Consider the following 19,772-nt stretch of genomic DNA (forward strand, 5'->3'; position numbering starts at 1 on the left):
ATGTTCTACAATAATATTACAAATTGCTTTAACGATTGTAAGGAATGAAACAGTAGTTTATCCTTTTCTAATATTGTTCATTATCATTCGGAAAGTCGACAGACTTTACGTCCGTAATGTATTGTTGAACTGCGGAAGTGATCAACTGGTCAAGCTGCAAATATTGACGAACAAATTTAGGTTTAAAATGCTTATTCAATCCTAATAAGTCGTGAATCACGAGCACTTGTCCATCGGTTGCAGAACCCGCTCCTATGCCAATTGTTGGTATACGCAGGTGATCGGTTACTTCTTTTGCCAATTTTGCGGGAATTTTTTCTAAGACAACAGCAAAGCAACCCAATTCGTGCAGGAGTTGTGCATCCGTATTTAATTTGTGCGCTTCATGGACACCAGTCGCTCGTAAACCATAGCCTCCATAGGTGTTAATTGATTGAGGCATAAGTCCGAGATGCCCCATCACAGGTATGCCGGCATCAATAATTAGCTTAACGGCCTCTTTAATTTCAACACCACCTTCCAATTTTAGTGCATGAGCTCCCGTTTCTTTCATCACGCGTATAGCGGCACTAAGGGCATCATAGGGATTCCCTTGATAGCTTCCAAAGGGTAGGTCTACAACAAGCAGTGCTCTTTTAATTGCGCGAGAAACAGAGGCGGCGTGATAGATCATCTGATCCAAAGTAATTGGTAATGTTGTCTCATAACCAGCCATTACGTTTGCGGCCGAATCACCTACCAAGATGATATCCACACCAGCAGCATCCAAAATACTGGCTGTGGTATAATCATAAGCCGTTAATACCGAAATCTTTTCACCGGCAGCTTTCATCTCTAAGATGTTATTTACCGTAACTTTTTTAACTTCTTTATGTATCGACATATAGCAAAGGTAATAATCAGTAGGTATAGTTGGCCACTTTTTCTTTACCTTTGCCCCTATGTTATCGATTACTGAAGAGAATTATCTGAAAGTATTGCTGCATATTGCAGAAGAAAGCAATAACCAACAAGAAGCTGGTACGAATCAAATTGCGTCTCAACTCCACGTGCGGCCTGCTACCGCAACGGATATGCTAAAAAAATTGAAAGAAAAGGGCCTGGTAGATTACCAAAAATATGGCAAGATTTCCTTAACTGATCAAGGTCGCACATACGCAATTGCCGTCGTAAGAAAACACCGCCTTTGGGAGACCTTTTTATTTGATAAATTAGGGTTTAGCTGGGATGAAGTGCATGAGGTGGCTGAACAACTTGAGCACATCAAATCTGAAAAGCTAATTGAGCGGTTGGACAAGTATCTCGGTTATCCGCAATTTGATCCTCACGGTGATGCCATTCCTTCAGCCAAAGGCGTATTGATCACCGAGAAGAGAAAAACATTAGCAGAAGCTATGCTTGGAAGCAAGAAAAAAGTAAACGCAGTCAAAGATAACAGTCCTGAATTTTTACAGTACGTTTCACAATTAGGTATTGCGATCGGAGATCCCATTTTTATTAAAAACCGTTTCGATTTTGACGGATCAATGGAAATCGAAATAGATGGCAAAACGGCTACGATCTCACAGAAGGTTGCTGAAAATATTTTTATTAAATAGTTTAAGATAAAGAATCATGTCTAACGACATTAACATAAGGAATAAAAAAGCGCATTACGAATACCATATTCTTGAGAAGTATATGGCCGGCATTCAATTGTTAGGAACAGAAATAAAATCGATCAGGCAGTCAAAAGCCAATATAGGAGATGCTTTCTGTGCGTTCTTACAGGATGGTCTGTATATTCGAAACATGCATATCGCCGAATATTCCCATGGCTCCTTCTATAATCACGAATCCAAGCGCGACAGAAAGCTTTTGCTGACTAAAAAAGAGTTAAGCAAACTGAAAGTCAAAGGAGAAGAAAAAGGGTTTACGATTATTCCGCTTAAGATTTTTGTTAATGAAAGAGGGTATGCAAAAGTTGAAATCGCCCTTGCTCAAGGAAAAAAAGATTACGATAAAAGGGAAAGCATCAAAGAACGAGATACAAAGCGGGAACTGTCTCGAACTTATAAGTTGTAAGTTGTGAGCTAGTCAGCTAATGAATAGTTAATAACGAACAGTTACCACGCCTGATCACCAACCAACGGAACGAACCGAAACGTATCAAGTTCGATCTTCTCGAAGTCATGTTCGCCGGTTCGAATAACGGTCACCATTTTTTGTATCTTCTCATCACCAACGGGTATAACCAGTATACCCCCGATAGCTAATTGTTTCAACATAAGCTCGGGCACAAAGGGTGCTCCCGCAGTTACGATAATTTTTTGATAGGGTGCGTGCTGTGGTAACCCTTTTGAACCATCTCCTAGAAAAAAATGAGGCTGATAACCCATATATGGAAGCACTTTAATCGTTCTATTATAAAGATTAGGCTGCCTTTCTATCGTAAAAACCTCGGCACCGAGTTCGAGCAAAATACAAGTTTGATAGCCAGAACCTGTTCCGATTTCGAGCACTTTATCTCCGGGCCTGATATGCAATAGCTCTGTTTGGTATGCTACAGTATAAGGTTGCGAAATCGTCTGCCCATCTCCGATCGGAAAAGCAATATCCTTGTACGATTGTGTCCAAAAGGTTTCATCAAAAAAGAAGTGACGTGGTACTTTCCCAACAGCTTTCAGTACAGCTTCATCAGCAATACCTCTTTTCCTTAACGTCTCAACCAGCTGTTTTCTGGCACCTTTTTCACGATAGTTGTCTACAAATTTATAAGCCATTACTGGATCAAAAATACGTTTGTTTTAGCATTAAAAGAAGTTTGTTTAGCTATTCGCTTGCTAATTGATTAAGGACTTGGATATTATTTTTTACTTTTTTGGCACATTCGATAAAATCTTTATATCTTTCTAAGGTCTTTAGGTAGTTAATTGCAAAAAACATGAGAAAAGCACTGCTAATTTTAGTATTCTTTTGTATAAATTTTCCGCTATATGCCCAGGTTACACGTATTGATACTTTAGCATATAAACCTATTCATATCCCTCAAAAGCAGGGTCCCCGTTTCTCTGAGTTTTTATATTCAGCTGGCTTACGGGCTTTTGCCTTTGAGCAATTTCCAAAAATATTGGATCAGACGACACGTGAACATTTTTATTCATCAGCTTTCAACGGTTTATTTTTCAAGTTTAATGATAATCAGATAAGTTATCGTATCGCAGGGTCGTATTTTGACAAGGACATCTCACTTGATGGCAATTGCCTAAATTGCAGTGGCAACGGCAATTTAAAAAATACGACAATAAAAATCGGTTTTGAAAAAAACATAACCTATACGCGTTTGCAACCTTATTTTGGGCTGGATCTCGGCTATACTTATCAGAAGTATAAAGGTTCCTATGTCAATGGCAGTGACATAAATATTACGAATGATGCCGTTATAGATCGAAAAGATGCTGTATTGGCATCTCCCTTTATTGGCCTAAAGTTTAATATTGTTCCAACGGTTACAATAGCTGCCGAGAGCAATTTAACCGTTGCTTATAGTTTTCAAAAGACTGAAATTGCAGGTACTGAAACAACGGAAAAAAGACCCACCAAAAAAAGTTGGGAATATTACTTCGGCCCTGTCGGCATTCTAAGTGTGCAATTTAATTTTGGCAATCTATATTAATACGGATCTACATCCAATTGCACAAAAACACCTTTATTGGCTTTATCGCTTTCAAAGTTGATGAGCAATTGGCGTAAGGCTGTTTTTACCTTTTGGATACTCGTTCCGTCACGCTCAATCTTAACCAGCAGGGTATTGATAAAATAATTTCTAATTCGTGAAATTAACGGTGTTTCGGGCCCCAAAACCCTACTACCGAATGCTTCTTTCAATAACACACCTAAACGGTGGGCTGCGTGATGCCCCTCATTTAAATCCTTATGTTTGACGTCGATCTTAATCAATCGATAAAATGGTGGATAGGCATAATGTTTCCGTTCTTGAATCTCTGTGGTAAACATTCCCTCATAATCGTGATTTACAACTTGTTCTAACACCCTATGTTGCGTCGCATAAGCTTGAATAATAACATTTCCTACCGTGCTCCTCCTTCCCGCACGACCACTTACCTGCGACAGCAAAGAGAAACTTCTTTCAAAAGCTCTAAAATCAGGGTAATTAATCAGGGTGTCGGCATTGATAATCCCAATAACTGTAACCCTGCCGAAGTCCAAACCCTTCGCCACCATTTGTGTTCCAACCAATACATTAAATTCCTGCTGGTCAAAATCGTTGATGATGCGCTCAAAACTATCTTTACCTCGTGTAGAATCTAAATCTAAACGGCCAATTTTGGCCTCAGGAACCAACATAGCTAACTCTTCTTCAATCCGTTCGGTTCCGAAGCCTTTATTTTCCAAGTGAGTTGATCCGCAGGCGGGACATACTTGAATCAATTCTTCTTTAAAACCGCAGTAATGGCAATGTAACTTACCCGTGCTTTTATGAAAAGTTAAGCTAACATCACAGTTTGTACATTTTGGTGTGTATCCGCAAGTTCGGCATAACAGCATCGGTGTATATCCTCTTCTGTTTTGGAAAAGAATTACCTGTTCTTTTTGATGTATCGCTTGTTTAATGGCATTTAATAGCGTTTCACTGAAATAAGACTGCAAACGCTTATCTCTTCCCTCTTCCTTTAAGCTGACAATGCGGATAGCAGGAAGCTTCGATTCACCATATCGTTGTGAAAGCGTTACGAGTCCATACTTGTTTGATTTAGCGTTATAATAAGTTTCAATAGAAGGCGTTGCTGAGCCCAGCAAAACCTTCGCCTGGTAAAGGTGTCCTAAATAGACGGCGGTGTCCCTTGCATGATATCGGGGAGCAGGATCAAACTGCTTAAAGGAAACCTCGTGCTCTTCATCTACGATGACCAATCCCAAGCGTTGGAAAGGTAAAAAGACTGCCGATCGGGCACCTAACACAACTTTAATTTCTCCATTTAAAACTTTTCGCCATACTTCTGCGCGTTCATTATCGTTAAAACGTGAATGATAAACACCAACTTCTTTACCAAAATGTACACGAAGCCGCTCCACTATTTGTGAAGTTAACGCGATTTCAGGCAAAAGATAAAGTATCGTGTGTCCCTTAGCAAGTGCGGTTTCAATAAGACGAATGTATATTTGCGTCTTCCCCGAGGCTGTAACGCCATGAAGCAAAACAACTTCCTTTTCTACAAATTGATGCTGTATCGACTTCACCGCTTCTGCTTGTGCTTCGTTCAGATCGAAGCTGGATTCCACGAAAACATCTTCTCCATATAAACGGCTTAAGACACGCTCTTCGATAATAAAGACCCCCTTATCTACGAGTGATTTTAGTGCGGATTGCCCACAGCCACTCACCTCCAGCAATTCACTCTTTGCTATATAATCCTGCCTTCTCCGCAGCTGAAAGTAAGCCAATACCGCGTCTTGCTGCTTAGGTGCTCGCTCCAAACTATCTAACAGCAAGCGTCGTTCCTCATCGCTATCAAAAAGGGAATGAAGTATAACAAAAGCCTTTTTCTTGGGCTTATAACGTTCACGCAACTCTTCCGATATCACGATAACGTCTTTGCTAAACAAACTTTTCAGTATAGGGAATACCGTCTTTTGTCCTAATAATTTAATGATATCGCTCACCCTCAGTTCCCCGGCCAAATCAAGTGCATCCAATATGAGGTATTCTTTATCATTTAAGGTGGTCCTATCAACGGAAGCCAATTGAGCAGATGCCATTATTTTTGTTTCCGAAGCCAATTTAAAAACGGCAGGCATAGCTGCTTGCATCACCTCTCCGATGTGACACATGTAATAATCGCTGACCCAATCCCATAGCTTCAGCTGGTCAGATGTAATGATAGCTGAATCGTCCAGCACGTCTAATATGTATTTCGCTTCATATCTTTCAGGTGCTTTTGATGATATAGCATAAACGACGGCTGCGTATATCTTGCTTTTCCCAAATTGCACAATCACGCGTTTCCCAACGGCAACCGACAACGTCAATTCATAAGGAACACGATAAGTATATTTTTTCGAAATAGCTAATGGCAGTATAACATCAACGAACTTTGTGATCCTTTCTTGTTGATGTCCTTCCACCTGAAGTTCTAACATAAGACAATAAGCTTATTAAAAATTACGGCGTCCCCTATCTTCCTTTCAAGGTAGCCAAAAACAAACTGGCCCAGCCTAAGATAAAAGCGAATCCTCCTAATGGTGTGATAGGCCCCAGAATATGTACAGCATTGATTCCCGTCAGTTCACGTGTAGACAACAAATACAATGAACCGGAAAAAAAGAATATACCAATAGTGAATGCAATGTAGGAAAGATTAATCAGTATATTCTTCGCACGTGAAAAAGTGGCTAAAAAAAGAAGCGCCAGGGTATGATAAAACTGGTAATTAACTGCAGTATGCCAATTATCCAAGCTTTGGTCACTTATTTTCCCCGTAAGGCCATGTGCTCCAAATGCCCCCAACACAACCGCAATCATCCCAAAAAAAGCAGCTGTAAGTATAATACGTTTGTTCATCCAATCAGTTTAGTTTTATCCGCTAATTTAATAAACCTATTACATATTCGCTGGGTGCGGCGTTAATTTTTTAACTTTGCTTATATCCCATGAGAAAGCTAATAATAATAACCAGCATATTATTCGTTGCAGTAGTTGCCGCAGCCGTACTATATTTCACAAGTCTACAACGTAATGGTCGCGCGCAAAACAGTGCGTTAACTTATATTCCGGCTGATGCTGCCTTTTTAGTTTCCTTTCAAAACGACAAGTCCTTTTACAATATCTTTAACGATTTTAAAATCTTCGAAGCAATTCTTGGAAAAGAAACGGAACATGAGCTTGCTTATCTACATAAACAGCTTTTAAAAAGCCCCGATTTTTCAGAACCTACCGCTAAGCAAACGCTCTATTTTTCTTTTCATCCGGCAAAAAATCACATCAACTGGTTACTGACCATTCCTTTTAAAACAAAATTAAGTCCAGAAAACAGCGTTGCAATGTTACAGAAAAACATTGAAGGCATCGGAACAATTACAGCAGATTCAACCGTTTCTCTTTATCAAGTGAAAATAAATGAGCTTAACAATACTTTTTTTGTTGCGTTTAAATCAGGTGTAGCCTTTTTTAGTCATAATCGCGATTTAATTAAACGATCTATTGACGATAAAGCAATGCATTTATCAAACGACTTTCTTCAGGAATTGGCAAAAAATGGGCATAAGAATGATAATTCCATTTTCAACCTTCATTTGAACCATAGCGAAATGTTCAAATTTGTTAATAATTTGATCAGAACAAAGCCAGGCAACAATATCCAACTACTGGAAGGACTAAAAGGAATGTCGTCCCTGAATATGAACTTCAAAAGCGACGCCTTGATGTTTAGCGGATTGAGCAGCTTAGACCATGCAACAGCCAAGGGTAATTACCTATCAATCTATGCGAAGCAGTCAGCTGTAGAGGGCGAATTAAAACGGATGTTCCCTGCTAACACAGCAGCCTATACTGCTTTTGCGTTTTCTAACTACAAGAGCTTTCATCAAGAATTAACCGGGCTGCTGAGTAAACGGAATCAACTGAAACGGATCAATGACCAACTGGCACTTATTAAGTCGTCAAAAAAAATCGATCTCGATACGGCATTACTCAATCAATGGGGTAATGAGTTTGCATCCATCGAGTTAAATACCAGGGAAACACTGGGAATTATTAAATTAAAAGACTCACTTACTTTCGAAAAAACAATAGAAAAATTAAGCACTTCAATCGCTGAAAATATTCGTCGGTTTGATAATTCAAACTTATTATATTATTCATTCGGTGACCCGCTGGTCCCCTTTCAACGCCCGTATTTCACGCTTGTAAATAATTACCTAATCTGCGCTAATACCATCAGTACACTTCAGCAGTTCAGAAAGCAATTTGAAGAAAAGCAACTCCTAATCAATACCATTCCTTTTATAGAATTCAGTCGATTGCAGGCAAACAAATCCAATGTCACGTTTTTTATTCATAACGAAAACGCAAAATTGAACATCAAGCGGCTCCTAAAATCACCCTTTGAAAAGGTGTATAATGATACCACAAATTTTAACTTTAAAGATTTTCAAGCATTTTCTTATCAGCTGAGTGGCTATAGTGGAAATTTCTACAGCAATTTAAGTGCAAAGTACCCTTCAGTTGATAAGGCAAATTTACAAGCGGAATGGACGTCAGATTTAAGCAGCGAAATTACTTATCCACCAAGCATTTGGAAATATACAGACAGCACCAACGTGATCATTACGCAGGATAAAAGTAATCGGTTGTATGCTTTCTCAACGGAAGGCAAAGAACTATGGCGAACATCATTATCGGGCCCTATCCTTGGATCTATTCACCAACTATCCGATAAAAGTTTGATTTTCAACACAGCTGAGCGCCTGTATAGACTCGCTCCAAACGGCACGCCATCGTTCGGCTTCCCCATTGTCCTTGATCACCTTGCAACGGCAGGTATGACGCTTTTTCAAGTGAATAAAGAATATGAAAAAGTATTTATCCCCGCAGAAAGGCAAATTTTAGGATATGACAGCAATGGAAAAGAACTCCCTGAATGGAAGAATAAAACGGTTAACGGAACAATTCTTTTTGACTTGAAAACTGCACCTTTAGCGGATTACAATTATGTAATCGCGTTGACAAATAATGGCCAGGTTTATTTATTCAATCATAATGGCAGTTTAGTTTCGTTGCTTGAGAACGAGGATGTAAACGTTTTTCGAAATAACTTCGGTGTGGAAACAAACAGGGAAGAACCAGCCAATTCGCGCATTGTAACAGCCGACACAAGCGGCACGCTCATAAGTTTTTATTTCGACAAAAGACTAACTAAAACGAACCTTGGAAAATGGACAGACGGCTTCCATTTTGTTACCGGAAACATACAGGGAGATAGTATTCCGGAGCTTATTTTTACGGATGATCGACAACTCTACGCCTATTCGAGCAAAGACAGCACACTTTTATTTAGCCATAATTTTAACACAGAGATTGCAGGCTCTCCTCTTTTTTTCCCCGCGGCTAACAAGACGTATACAATCGGTATCGCTACAAATGCAAAGCTTTTGTACGTATTTGAAGACGACGGATCAATCATCAAGGGTTTTCCGCTAGAAGGATATCCTCCGTTCTATTTTGGCCGATTAAAAAACGATGGACATCGATACGCGCTCGTGAGTAGAGATGGCCGTAAGTTAGCCGCCTATAAATTAGATTAAGGCTTTAAGAGCCTTTTCGGTGTAGTAGGAATAAAATCTTTCAGATAAAAAGGTTCAAAATAGGCAACATCTTCAAATTGCTTATTTTCCCATCTTCTATAAGATTCGCGACCAAGATGCCTCGCTGAGTTCAAAAAATTGTTAACGACAACAACCGTTTCGTTTCCTTCGAAAAGGGAGGAAAATTTATTGGCACCGTCTCCAAAAAGTACCACTCTTTGTTGTTTGGCTGAAAATTCCTCAAAAGAATGCACATCAATAATTCGGGCTCCGACCGGCTGGATTTGCATTCCTTGTGCATTGTACATGGCCGTATACACCTCCATTCTTCGCGCGTCAATCATCGGGCAAAACAAATCACCTGATTGAGCGCCCGCATTAATTTCTGACACAAATCCTATGCACATAGCTTCCAACGTATCTACTGCTATCAACGGAATATCGAGTGCAAAACAAATCCCTTTGGCTGTGGAGACACCGATACGTAAGCCTGTGTAAGACCCGGGTCCTTTACTGATTGCCACAGCATCCAGTTCTTCGATTTTACAATTCGCCTGATTTAAAACCTCATTTATAAAAACTGTCAGTTTTGAAGCATGTATATTTGGTTCATGTCGGTCAATATAGGCACATATTAAGCCACCCTTGCTTAGCGCTACAGAACAAACCGACGTTGCTGTTTCAATATGTAAAATAATCATCTTCTCAGAAAAAATTTAGTGTTCCTTACTAAGGCACAGGATCATGTCCATGTCCTCCCCACGGATGGCATCGACCAATACGTTTCAATGTCAACCACCCCCCTTTAAACGGGCCATATTTTTTAATCGCCTCCAAACCATATTGCGAACAAGTCGGTGTATACCTGCAAGTACCGGGAAACAAGGGAGAGATAAGTAATTGGTAAGCTCGGATTAAGAGTAGGAAAAAGAACCCAATTATACTTTTAATTCCCTTTTGCCATATGGTGCGTATTATATTCATGTTGAATTTTCGCTAAAGCAATACCCATTCGCTTGTGAATAGTTGGATAATTTGCGATTTCCTTTCCTATATATTGGAAGGCAATAAGCAGCTCTATTTGATGATCGGTAGCAAAGCCATACAGGCTATGCTTTTGCAACCGGTAGGACTCTCTTATTCGTCGCTTTAAAAGATTGCGATCGACTGCCCTTTTAAAACGTCGTTTCGGAACAGATATAACTACTTGAATTGGATTTGGAAGGCCTCGACTTTCCAGAAAGGAAATTCTATAGGGATATAAAATAAAAGAAGAACCACTTTGAAAGAGCTTCGTTAAAAGCTTTCTGTTACAAAGTCGTTCTTCTTTTTTAAATGTGTATCTCACCATAAATACCAAACGCTATCCATTATACTGCGAAACCGGTGCTGGCTTCGGCATAAAAAAGCAAGGTACCGGAGAAATAAACTTATGCTTTATGACGACGTTCGTCAGAAACAGATAATCTCTTTCTGCCTTTTGCTCTTCTGGAAGCTAATACTCTACGACCGTTAGCTGTGGCCATACGCTCCCTAAAACCGTGTTTATTTCTTCTTTTGCGTTGCGAAGGTTGAAATGTTCTTTTCATTACTCTTAATTTTATATTTTGCTAAGCTGTCCCACCCCTAAGGGGCAGCACCTCATCTATCTTTCTGTCCTTTAAACAAGACCGCAAAGGTAAGGCTTATTCCTTAATATTCAAACCTAAATAAATTTATTTTTTATGCAAAAAGATCACTCTTACCTATAAAATGAATTATCCCTGTTCTCCTCAGTCATTATAAGACTATTTTATCGAGGATAATATTATTTTTTAAAACACATGGAAGTGGCCTTTAGTTATGAATTAACGAAAGGCCACCTTATTAAATCTTCATTGAATACCTTGAGCCATTGCATAAAACACCCAAGCTTTACAGCGAATTCGGTATGCTCGTATTCTCGATAAATAAATTAGTTCTTGGCTTTCAATATATCCCTGATTTCTGTCAGAAGAACTTCTTCCTTGCCTGGTGCAGCAGGAGCAGCAGGCGCAGCTTCCTCTTTCTTCTTCATTGAATTGATTCCCTTGATAATGAGAAAGAGTGCAAAAGCAACAATGATAAAGGAGATCACCTGTGACAAAAAATTACCGTACTTAATGGCTGTCCCCGGAATCACTAATTCCGACAAATTCTTTAGGTGAGCGGCCTCTAAAGCCGGGGTGAGAATAGCAGGCGTAATAATATCCTCCACTAGGGAACTTACAATTTTTCCAAATGCTCCTCCAATGATAACACCAACAGCTAAATCGACCACATTGCCACGCATGGCAAATTCTTTAAATTCTTTTGCGAAACCCATATTTGTGTTTTTAGTTCAACATTTCTGTAATACGAAAGTAAATATTTTTGTTTATTTAAATAAAAACTTAAGCAAATAAATAGTATTTTAATACCAAAGGGATCCCCTTATCGTTTAAAAAATCTGTACTTTTGCACCAAAGGGTGCTCATCACAACGTAATAATGTACCCATCAAATTTGATATGCTAAAACAAAGTTTACAGCAAAAATTACTTCAAAAATTATCACCGCAGCAAATCCAATTCATTAAGTTGCTGCAGGTACCAACAGTATCATTGGATGCTCGTATTAAGGAAGAGCTGGAGGAAAATCCTGCCTTGGAAGACATGAGCTTAACGAATATGAACGAGCCTACAGAGGAATATCCTGATAAAGACCCGGAAGACAACTATAATGATGAAGAACAAGGAAATGAGGGGGACGAGTTTAATGTGGATGATTATCTTCAGGAAGATGACGTGAATGATTACGGGAGCAATCTTAACAATAGTAGCGACGATGAAGAGGATCGAAAAGAAATGCCAATTGCAATTCAAAATTCTTTTTTTGAGAACTTGCAACAACAACTCGATTTGTTAGCGTTGAATGACAAAGATTTTTTAATTGGACAACAAATCATCGGAAGCCTGGATGATGACGGATACCTTAGAAGACCTATTTTATCTTTGATCGATGATCTGGCCTTTTCACAAAATGTGATGGCCACGGAAGAGGAGGTGGAGGAAATTTTAAAAATTATTCAAACATTTGATCCTGCGGGTGTGGGTGCACGTGACCTGCAGGAATGTTTACTCATACAACTTAGAAAGAAAGATCAGGATAACGCTGTTATTCGGGAAGCCATTTTAGTAGTGGAGAATTATCTAGATGAATTCACAAGAAAACACTATGATAAGCTCGAGAAGGCCCTGAATATCAATTCCGATGAATTAAAAAAAATTGTAGATGAAATTCTAAAGTTGAACCCAAAACCGGGGGATGCAGGATCTGCCTCCGAAAAACAACTTCATATTATACCTGACTTTCATATCACCAATAATGACGGTGTACTTGTTCTTACGCTCAATGCTCAAAATGCACCTGAATTACGGGTTAGCCGATCGTATCAAGAGATGTTCGATCATTATGACAAGGCTGCCCAAAAAGATAAAAAAATGAAGGAAGCTGTTCAGTTTGTAAAACAAAAGTTAGATTCCGCCAAGTGGTTTATTGACGCCATCAAACAACGCCAGCAAACTTTACTGAAGACCATGAATGCCATCATGAATTACCAATACAGCTATTTTTTGACCGGAGACGAGCGCAATCTCAAGCCAATGATCTTAAAAGATATCGCCGATAAAATCGATATGGACATTTCAACCGTTTCAAGGGTAGCTAATTCAAAATATGTTCAAACTGAGTTTGGCACCTTCTTGTTAAAATCATTTTTTTCGGAAGCTATTCAAACCGATAGTGGTGAAGAAGTCTCGAATAAAGAGGTGAAGAAAATTCTGGAAGAGTGCATTGCAAATGAGGATAAACGAAAACCCTTAGCTGATGAAAAACTTACGGAAATTTTGAAAGAAAAAGGTTATACAATCGCACGCCGTACCGTAGCCAAATATCGGGAAGCTATGAATATTCCAGTGGCAAGATTACGCAAAAAGCTGTAAAAAGATGATCGTTTTAAAAGAATGCTAAAAATATTAATACATGTCTAAGGTTAAAATAGGTACTGTTCAAATGAGCTGTGTGGCCGACAAAGCCAGTAATTTAGCAAAAGCCATCGAACAAATAAAAGTGGCAGCAGAAAAAGGGGCACAAATTGTATGTTTACAGGAGTTGTTTACCTCTCTTTACTTTTGTGATGAGGAAAACTATGATAACTTTGCATTGGCCGAGGCAATCCCGGGGCCTTCAACAGATGCGTTAAGCACTGTGGCGGCTGAACATGGAATCGTTATTATTGCCTCCCTCTTCGAAAAAAGGGCACAAGGTCTTTACCATAATACAACGGCGGTAATTGATGCAGATGGAACTTACTTAGGAAAATACCGTAAAATGCATATTCCTGACGATCCGGGTTTCTATGAGAAATTCTATTTTACACCCGGAGATCTTGGCTATAAAGTTTTCAAAACAAAATTTGCGACAATTGGCGTTCTAATCTGCTGGGATCAATGGTATCCGGAGGCGGCCAGACTTACCGCACTAATGGGTGCCGAATTACTTTTTTATCCAACAGCTATCGGCTGGGCACTTACCCAAGATGCAGGAACAAATGAAGAACAATATAATGCATGGCAAACGATACAACGCGCACATGCAGTCGCAAATGGCATCCCGGTTGTTTCTGTTAATCGTGTGGGAATAGAAGCGGGTGTTCGTTTTTGGGGAGGATCATTTATTGCCAATCCTTTCGGTGCATTGATTTACAAAGCTTCTCATGAAGAGGAAGAAACTGTTGTAACGGAAGTTGACCTCGACCTATCCGACTATTATCGATCGCATTGGCCTTTTTTACGCGATAGAAGGATTGATAGTTACGGATCGATCACCAAAAGATTTATTGACGCAGAGTAACATGAATTACCCCAAAGATAAAGGTTATTTTTTTCCTGCCGAGTGGCATAAACATCGCGCTACATGGTTAAGCTGGCCACATAAGGAAGCGAGCTGGCCCGGAAAAATAGAGCATATATATAAGCCCTACTGCCAGTTTATTAAAGCGATATCTGCAGGTGAATTGGTATGCATCAATGTTGGGAGTGAAAAGCTAAAACAGGATGCTCGTGAACACCTTTTAAAAGAAGGTGCAGATCTCAACAAAATTTTATTTTTTGATCACGCTACGAACGACGCTTGGTGCAGGGATCATGGACCGGCATTTTTGATTAATCCACATGCAAATGTACCCAAGGTCATTGTCGACTGGGGATATAATGCTTGGGGTGGAAAATATCCCCCCTTTGATTTAGATGATGTTATCCCCACTCGTATCGGCGCAGCACTCAATCTACCCGTCTTTCATCCAACTATTGTAATGGAAGGAGGATCCGTAGATTTTAACGGCACAGGAACATTGTTAACTACGACATCCTGCTTATTGAACCCCAATCGGAACCCCGATTTAAACCAGTACGAAATAGAGGAATACCTGTATCGATATTATGGCGTGGAACAAGTGCTTTGGTTAGGTGATGGTATTGTTGGCGACGATACCGATGGCCATATTGATGATATTACCCGTTTTGTAAATGATAGTACAGTAGTAACTGTAGTAGAGGAGAATAAAAACGACGAAAATTATGCGCTCTTGCAAGATAACCTGAATCTTCTGAAGGAAATGCGCTTATTAAATGGAAAGCAGTTGGACATTGTTGAGCTACCAATGCCTGCTCCTGTTATTTATGAAGATCAGCGACTACCCGCCTCTTATGCTAATTTTTATATCAGCAACGCGGCCGTCGTAGTTCCTACCTATCGAGATAGAAATGACCAAAGGGCACTCGATATTTTAACGGATTGTTTTCCAAATCATAAAGTAATCGGAATTGACAGCACCGATATTATATGGGGACTTGGCAGTTGGCATTGTCTCAGTCAGCAAGAACCTGAGGTATAAGGTAAAATAGGTTTGGGCAATAATCGGAGTTAATAGCTTTTTTTGTGAAAATTTACTAATTTGTCCGGCTAAAATAAAGCAGATGAAAAGACGTCGTTTTATCGAAAAATCATCGGGTTTGTTAGCGGCTATAGCTGCTGCCCCCATTTTAACACAAGCCAACATGAATAACCATAGCAGTAAAAATATGAGTACAGGCAAACAGGAAACCATTACACATTACGTTCTATTCTGGCTAAAAAAGGGATTGTCCGAGAAAGAAGTAAGCGACTTCACCGGTTTCTTTGAAGAGCTGAGAAAAGTGCCAAATATCAAATCCCTGCATTACGGCAGGGCGGCAAACAGCACGCCGCGCGATGTAGTGGACAATAGTTTCACCTATAATTTATTGGTCTATTTTGATACCCTCGAAGATCTCGAAGTGTATGGCACGCATCCGATCCATCTGAAGGCCATTGAACAATACAGTCAATTTTGGGAGAAGGTTGTAGTTCATGACTCGGTCTTGAAATAGCTTTTATTTTTTTAGCGGATATGATAAATTTTGCATACCTTTGTCCCTCGTGAAAATTGAAGTAAGCGACTTCATATCCCCATCGACTTTCACCGGATTTATTTCGGCACACACATTATTTTTTATTCATATTAAAAAATTATCGGCCTTAAAAGGCCGTTCTTTTTATATGGGAGAACGGACGGAAACAAAAAACATAAATCAGTATATAAAAAATGAGTAATTACACTAAACTGCCTGCAATTTTACTTTTAGAAGATGGCACAGTTTACCATGGTAAAGCTGCCGGGAAGATTGGCACCACTACCGGAGAAATCTGTTTCAACACAGGTATGACAGGTTACCAGGAAATCTTTACAGACCCATCTTATTTTGGCCAAATCATGGTTACCACCAATGCGCATATTGGTAATTATGGAACTTCTGAGGAAGAGATCGAGTCAAATCAAATACAGATTGCCGGACTTGTTTGTAAAAATTACAGCGTGCCCTTCAGCCGTAAATTAGCGAAGGAATCCATACAAGGCTATTTTCAAGATGGAAATTTGGTTGGAATTTCAGATGTTGATACCCGTGCGTTGGTCAGACACATCAGAAATAAAGGCGCCATGAATGCTATTATTTCCTCCGAAATAGTAGACATTGATATATTAAAAGCAAAACTAAAAGAAGTTCCTTCCATGGAAGGTTTGGAACTATCTACGCAAGTATCAACAAAACAAGCTTATTACTTTGGTGATGAAAATGCACGTTACCGAGTTGCCGTTCTCGACTTGGGAGTAAAGAAAAACATATTGCGAAATTTTTATGATCGGGATGTGTATGTAAAAGTATTCCCGGCGAAGACCTCTTTTAGCGAAATGGAAAGCTGGGCACCTGATGGTTATTTCATCTCCAACGGCCCAGGTGATCCGGCAGCGATGCCTTATGCCCTGGAAACCGTTAAGGAAATTTTAAAGGCCGACAAGCCCATGTTTGGTATCTGTCTGGGGCACCAACTTTTAGCCTTGGCCAATGATATTAGGACAGAGAAAATGTTCAATGGCCATCGAGGCATCAATCATCCCGTAAAAAATATCATCGCTGATCGATGTGAGATTACCAGTCAAAATCATGGTTTTGGTGTTGTAGCGGATGATGTGAGAAGCTCTGACACCGTCGAAATCACACATATTAACTTGAATGATAAGTCAATTGAAGGTATTCGGGTAAAAGGGAAAAAAGCATTTTCAGTACAGTATCATCCCGAATCCTCTCCCGGACCACACGATTCGCGGTATCTTTTTGACGATTTCGCAGCTATGCTAACCGCATAAAATAACAGCGTTTAATTTTGTTATTATGCTGTAAAAGAATATATTTGAAGTAGAATACGCTTCGTGTCTTTTTTACACGAAGCTAAATTCAAACCCATATTAAAAAACTATTCAAAATGAGTTTAATTATTGATGTACATGCGCGCCAAATTTTAGATTCGCGCGGAAACCCAACAGTAGAAGTAGATGTAACAACGGAGAACGGCTTCGTTGGACGTGCAGCGGTACCTTCAGGTGCCTCAACAGGAATGCACGAAGCGGTGGAATTGCGTGATGGCGATAAGTCAAGATACTTAGGAAAAGGGGTACTGAAAGCAGTCGAAAACGTAAATACCAAGATAGCAGATGCGCTAAAGGGGGTTGACGTTTTTGAACAAAATGCGATAGATAAAATCATGATCGAGCTTGATGGCTCGGAAAATAAGGGAAATTTGGGTGCCAATGCTATTTTAGGCGTTTCTTTAGCCGTAGCAAAGGCAGCCGCTCAGGAAAGCCGCCAACCGCTATATAGATATATTGGAGGGGTAAATGCAAATACCCTGCCCATACCAATGATGAATATTATCAACGGAGGTTCACACTCGGATGCACCTATTGCTTTTCAAGAATTTATGATTATGCCAGTTGGTGCCTCTTCTTTTTCGGAAGCACTTCGCTGGGGAGCAGAGGTGTTTCACCATTTAAAATCTATCTTACACGACAGAGGTTTATCAACAGCTGTAGGTGACGAAGGAGGTTTTGCACCCACATTTGACGGAACGGAAGATGCCATCGAAACGGTGTTAAAAGCTATCGATAAGGCAGGCTACAAACCCGGCGATCAAATCTGTTTGGCATTAGACTGCGCTTCATCGGAATTCTATAAAGATGGTCAATATGACTATACGAAATTCGAAGGGGATAAAGGAGCGGTACGAAGCAGTGCAGAACAAGCAGACTATTTGGCGCAGTTAACCGAAAAATACCCCATTATTTCAATTGAGGATGGCATGGCAGAAGACGACTGGAACGGGTGGAAGCTGCTTACAGAAAAAATCGGTTCCAAAGTGCAATTAGTAGGTGATGATTTATTCGTTACGAACGTAAAACGCCTTCAACAAGGTATTGATAACCACACGGCCAACTCCATCTTGGTAAAAGTAAACCAAATTGGTTCGTTAACTGAAACAATTGATGCCGTTAGCTTAGCACAAACAAATAGCTATACATCTGTAATGTCGCACCGCTCAGGCGAAACAGAAGATAACACTATTGCAGATTTAGCCGTAGCATTGAATTGCGGACAAATTAAAACCGGTTCTGCATCCCGTTCTGACCGGATGGCTAAATACAATCAATTGTTACGTATTGAAGAGGAGCTAGGCGAAAATGCTAAATTTTTGGGAAAGAGCTTTAAATTCGCTAAATAACATCTTTAGCTATTGATAAAATTTGTAAGAAGACCTGCAATCAAATTGATTGTAGGTCTTTTTTATTGTAAAATTTTATGCTTAGGTTTGCAAAAGTAAGGAGAATGGACATGAAACAGCTCATTAATATCGCTAGAAACAAATATATAATTGCAACGATTGCGTTTGTAGTCTGGATGCTTTTCTTTGACCGAAATGACATCACCTCTCAATACAAATACCAATCACAGCTAAAAAATCTAAAAAATGAAAAAGAATTCTATATAAAAGAAACGGCTATCGTGAAAAAAGATCTGCAAGAATTGACCTCTAATCTCACAAGGCTTCAAAAATTTGCAAGGGAAAAGTATCTAATGAAGAAAGATAACGAAGATATCTTTCTTATTGAAAACAGCAAGCCCACTGAATAGGCTTACCGTTTTCCATTTTTTAACAACCTGAGTTCGACTATTCTTTATAAGCTCAGATCACACAATAGCGCCAACTTTTATAACATTCCTCCACAAACGGAAAGTACCTGGCCATTTATATAAGACGATAAATCAGAAGCTAAAAACAAACAGGCATTAGCTACATCCTCCGTTTCTCCCGCACGTTTTAATGGTATGTTTGCTTCCCAGCCTTCCACAACTTTCGGATCCAAAACATCCGTCATTTCTGTACGGATAAATCCCGGAGCTATTACATTGGTTCTTATATTACGAGAGCCCAATTCTTTGGCTACTGACTTGGAGAAACCGATGATTCCGGCTTTGGATGCCGCGTAATTCGCTTGACCTGCATTTCCTTGCACTCCAACCACCGAGCTCATATTAATGATAGAGCCTTTTCGCGCCTTCATCATAACCTTTGAAGCGGCCTTTGTTACATTAAAAACAGATTTTAAATTAACATCAATGACTTCATCCCAGTTCTCCTCGGTCATACGCATCAGCAAGCCATCTTTGGTTATCCCTGCATTATTCACCACAATATCTATCGTACCGAATTCTTTTACAATATTATTTATAAGCTCCTCGGCTTCCGTAAATTTAGAAGCATCTGAACGATACCCTTTAATTTTCGTACCAAAGGATTGTAGCTCTTGCTCTAAAGCTTGTCCTTTTTCAACGGACGACAAATAGGTAAAAGCCACATTGGCTCCCTGTTCTGCAAATTTTTCAGCTATTTTCCTACCTATTCCTTTCGATGCACCGGTTACCAATGCTACTTTTCCTTCGAGTAATTTCATTCCTTGTATTTCTTAAAATTTTAGACGCTAAAAATAAGATATTCTTA

21 protein-coding genes are annotated in these 19,772 nt (G+C 39.5%); 11 read left to right on the forward strand and 10 right to left on the reverse strand.

What is annotated here, in order from left to right:
- Window positions 1-67: 67 nt before the first annotated feature.
- Complete coding sequence (panB, locus tag RYH73_RS24355) at window positions 68-883, reverse strand: 3-methyl-2-oxobutanoate hydroxymethyltransferase (RefSeq protein WP_335316058.1); 816 nt, start codon at window positions 881-883, stop codon at window positions 68-70.
- Window positions 884-941: 58 nt separating this feature from the next.
- Between panB and RYH73_RS24360 the strand changes: the two genes are divergently transcribed.
- The gene (locus RYH73_RS24360) at window positions 942-1,598 is read left to right on the forward strand and encodes a metal-dependent transcriptional regulator (RefSeq protein ID WP_335316059.1); all 657 of its coding nucleotides are present in this window, start codon (window positions 942-944) and stop codon (window positions 1,596-1,598) included.
- Window positions 1,599-1,614: 16 nt separating this feature from the next.
- Entirely contained in the window at window positions 1,615-2,064 is a 450-nt protein-coding gene (smpB, locus tag RYH73_RS24365) for an SsrA-binding protein SmpB (RefSeq protein WP_335316060.1), read from the forward strand.
- A 41-nt stretch (window positions 2,065-2,105) separates the two neighbouring features.
- Here smpB and RYH73_RS24370 read toward each other — a convergent pair whose 3' ends face one another.
- Window positions 2,106-2,762 carry a protein-L-isoaspartate(D-aspartate) O-methyltransferase gene (locus RYH73_RS24370; RefSeq protein ID WP_335316061.1) on the reverse strand — a complete coding sequence of 219 codons (657 nt, stop codon included), beginning with the start codon at window positions 2,760-2,762 and terminating at the stop codon, window positions 2,106-2,108.
- Between the two features lie 161 nt (window positions 2,763-2,923).
- Here RYH73_RS24370 and RYH73_RS24375 point away from each other — a divergent pair, with 161 nt between their 5' ends.
- Window positions 2,924-3,655, forward strand: coding sequence for a hypothetical protein (locus tag RYH73_RS24375; protein WP_335316062.1), 732 nt, complete (start codon window positions 2,924-2,926; stop codon window positions 3,653-3,655).
- Here RYH73_RS24375 and priA read toward each other — a convergent pair.
- Complete coding sequence (gene priA, locus RYH73_RS24380) at window positions 3,652-6,141, reverse strand: replication restart helicase PriA (RefSeq protein WP_335316063.1); 2,490 nt, start codon at window positions 6,139-6,141, stop codon at window positions 3,652-3,654. The two genes, RYH73_RS24375 and priA, sit on opposite strands and share 4 nt — an antisense overlap.
- A gap of 34 nt (window positions 6,142-6,175) precedes the next feature.
- Complete coding sequence (locus RYH73_RS24385; protein WP_335316064.1) at window positions 6,176-6,562, reverse strand: DUF423 domain-containing protein; 387 nt, start codon at window positions 6,560-6,562, stop codon at window positions 6,176-6,178.
- Window positions 6,563-6,651: 89 nt separating this feature from the next.
- Between RYH73_RS24385 and RYH73_RS24390 the strand changes: the two genes are divergently transcribed.
- Window positions 6,652-9,303, forward strand: a complete 2,652-nt coding sequence (locus tag RYH73_RS24390; protein WP_335316065.1) for a hypothetical protein — start codon at window positions 6,652-6,654, stop codon at window positions 9,301-9,303.
- On the opposite strand, the gene tsaB is transcribed toward RYH73_RS24390, so the two are convergent.
- The 5 genes from tsaB to mscL form a co-directional block, all read right to left on the reverse strand.
- Window positions 9,300-10,004, reverse strand: coding sequence for a tRNA (adenosine(37)-N6)-threonylcarbamoyltransferase complex dimerization subunit type 1 TsaB (tsaB, locus tag RYH73_RS24395; RefSeq protein WP_335316066.1), 705 nt, complete (start codon window positions 10,002-10,004; stop codon window positions 9,300-9,302). The two genes, RYH73_RS24390 and tsaB, sit on opposite strands and share 4 nt — an antisense overlap.
- Window positions 10,005-10,032: 28 nt before the next feature.
- Window positions 10,033-10,287 carry a membrane protein insertion efficiency factor YidD gene (gene yidD / locus RYH73_RS24400; RefSeq protein WP_335316067.1) on the reverse strand — a complete coding sequence of 85 codons (255 nt, stop codon included), beginning with the start codon at window positions 10,285-10,287 and terminating at the stop codon, window positions 10,033-10,035.
- Window positions 10,250-10,654, reverse strand: a complete 405-nt coding sequence (rnpA, locus tag RYH73_RS24405) for a ribonuclease P protein component (RefSeq protein ID WP_335316068.1) — start codon at window positions 10,652-10,654, stop codon at window positions 10,250-10,252. The genes yidD and rnpA overlap by 38 nt, the downstream gene beginning before the upstream one ends.
- 79 nt (window positions 10,655-10,733) lie before the next feature.
- A complete protein-coding gene (gene rpmH, locus RYH73_RS24410; RefSeq protein WP_055133745.1) occupies window positions 10,734-10,892 on the reverse strand; it encodes a 50S ribosomal protein L34 in 159 nt (52 codons plus the stop codon).
- Window positions 10,893-11,257: 365 nt separating this feature from the next.
- Window positions 11,258-11,647: a large-conductance mechanosensitive channel protein MscL gene (mscL, locus tag RYH73_RS24415; RefSeq protein WP_335316069.1), complete on the reverse strand. Its 390-nt coding sequence runs from the start codon at window positions 11,645-11,647 to the stop codon at window positions 11,258-11,260.
- A 183-nt stretch (window positions 11,648-11,830) separates the two neighbouring features.
- On the opposite strand from mscL, the gene rpoN reads away from it, so the two are divergent.
- From rpoN to RYH73_RS24450, 7 genes are all read left to right on the forward strand, one after another.
- A complete protein-coding gene (rpoN, locus tag RYH73_RS24420; protein WP_335316070.1) occupies window positions 11,831-13,303 on the forward strand; it encodes an RNA polymerase factor sigma-54 in 1,473 nt (490 codons plus the stop codon).
- Between the two features lie 40 nt (window positions 13,304-13,343).
- Window positions 13,344-14,213: a carbon-nitrogen hydrolase gene (locus tag RYH73_RS24425; protein WP_335316071.1), complete on the forward strand. Its 870-nt coding sequence runs from the start codon at window positions 13,344-13,346 to the stop codon at window positions 14,211-14,213.
- A 1-nt stretch (window position 14,214) separates the two neighbouring features.
- A complete protein-coding gene (locus tag RYH73_RS24430; protein WP_335316072.1) occupies window positions 14,215-15,255 on the forward strand; it encodes an agmatine deiminase family protein in 1,041 nt (346 codons plus the stop codon).
- A gap of 82 nt (window positions 15,256-15,337) precedes the next feature.
- On the forward strand, window positions 15,338-15,769 hold the full coding sequence (locus RYH73_RS24435) for a Dabb family protein (protein ID WP_335316073.1): 432 nt from the start codon (window positions 15,338-15,340) through the stop codon (window positions 15,767-15,769).
- A gap of 215 nt (window positions 15,770-15,984) precedes the next feature.
- Window positions 15,985-17,085 carry a glutamine-hydrolyzing carbamoyl-phosphate synthase small subunit gene (gene carA / locus RYH73_RS24440; protein ID WP_335316074.1) on the forward strand — a complete coding sequence of 367 codons (1,101 nt, stop codon included), beginning with the start codon at window positions 15,985-15,987 and terminating at the stop codon, window positions 17,083-17,085.
- A 116-nt stretch (window positions 17,086-17,201) separates the two neighbouring features.
- Window positions 17,202-18,494 carry a phosphopyruvate hydratase gene (eno, locus tag RYH73_RS24445; protein WP_335316075.1) on the forward strand — a complete coding sequence of 431 codons (1,293 nt, stop codon included), beginning with the start codon at window positions 17,202-17,204 and terminating at the stop codon, window positions 18,492-18,494.
- A 104-nt stretch (window positions 18,495-18,598) separates the two neighbouring features.
- The gene (locus tag RYH73_RS24450; RefSeq protein ID WP_335316076.1) at window positions 18,599-18,904 is read left to right on the forward strand and encodes an FtsB family cell division protein; all 306 of its coding nucleotides are present in this window, start codon (window positions 18,599-18,601) and stop codon (window positions 18,902-18,904) included.
- Between the two features lie 77 nt (window positions 18,905-18,981).
- Here the strand turns inward: RYH73_RS24450 and fabG are convergent, their stop codons facing one another.
- Entirely contained in the window at window positions 18,982-19,725 is a 744-nt protein-coding gene (fabG, locus tag RYH73_RS24455) for a 3-oxoacyl-[acyl-carrier-protein] reductase (protein WP_335316077.1), read from the reverse strand.
- Between the last annotated feature and the right edge of the window lie 47 nt (window positions 19,726-19,772).

This window comes from Olivibacter sp. CPCC 100613, from assembly GCF_036959255.1.
Classification (GTDB): Bacteria; Bacteroidota; Bacteroidia; order Sphingobacteriales; family Sphingobacteriaceae; genus Olivibacter.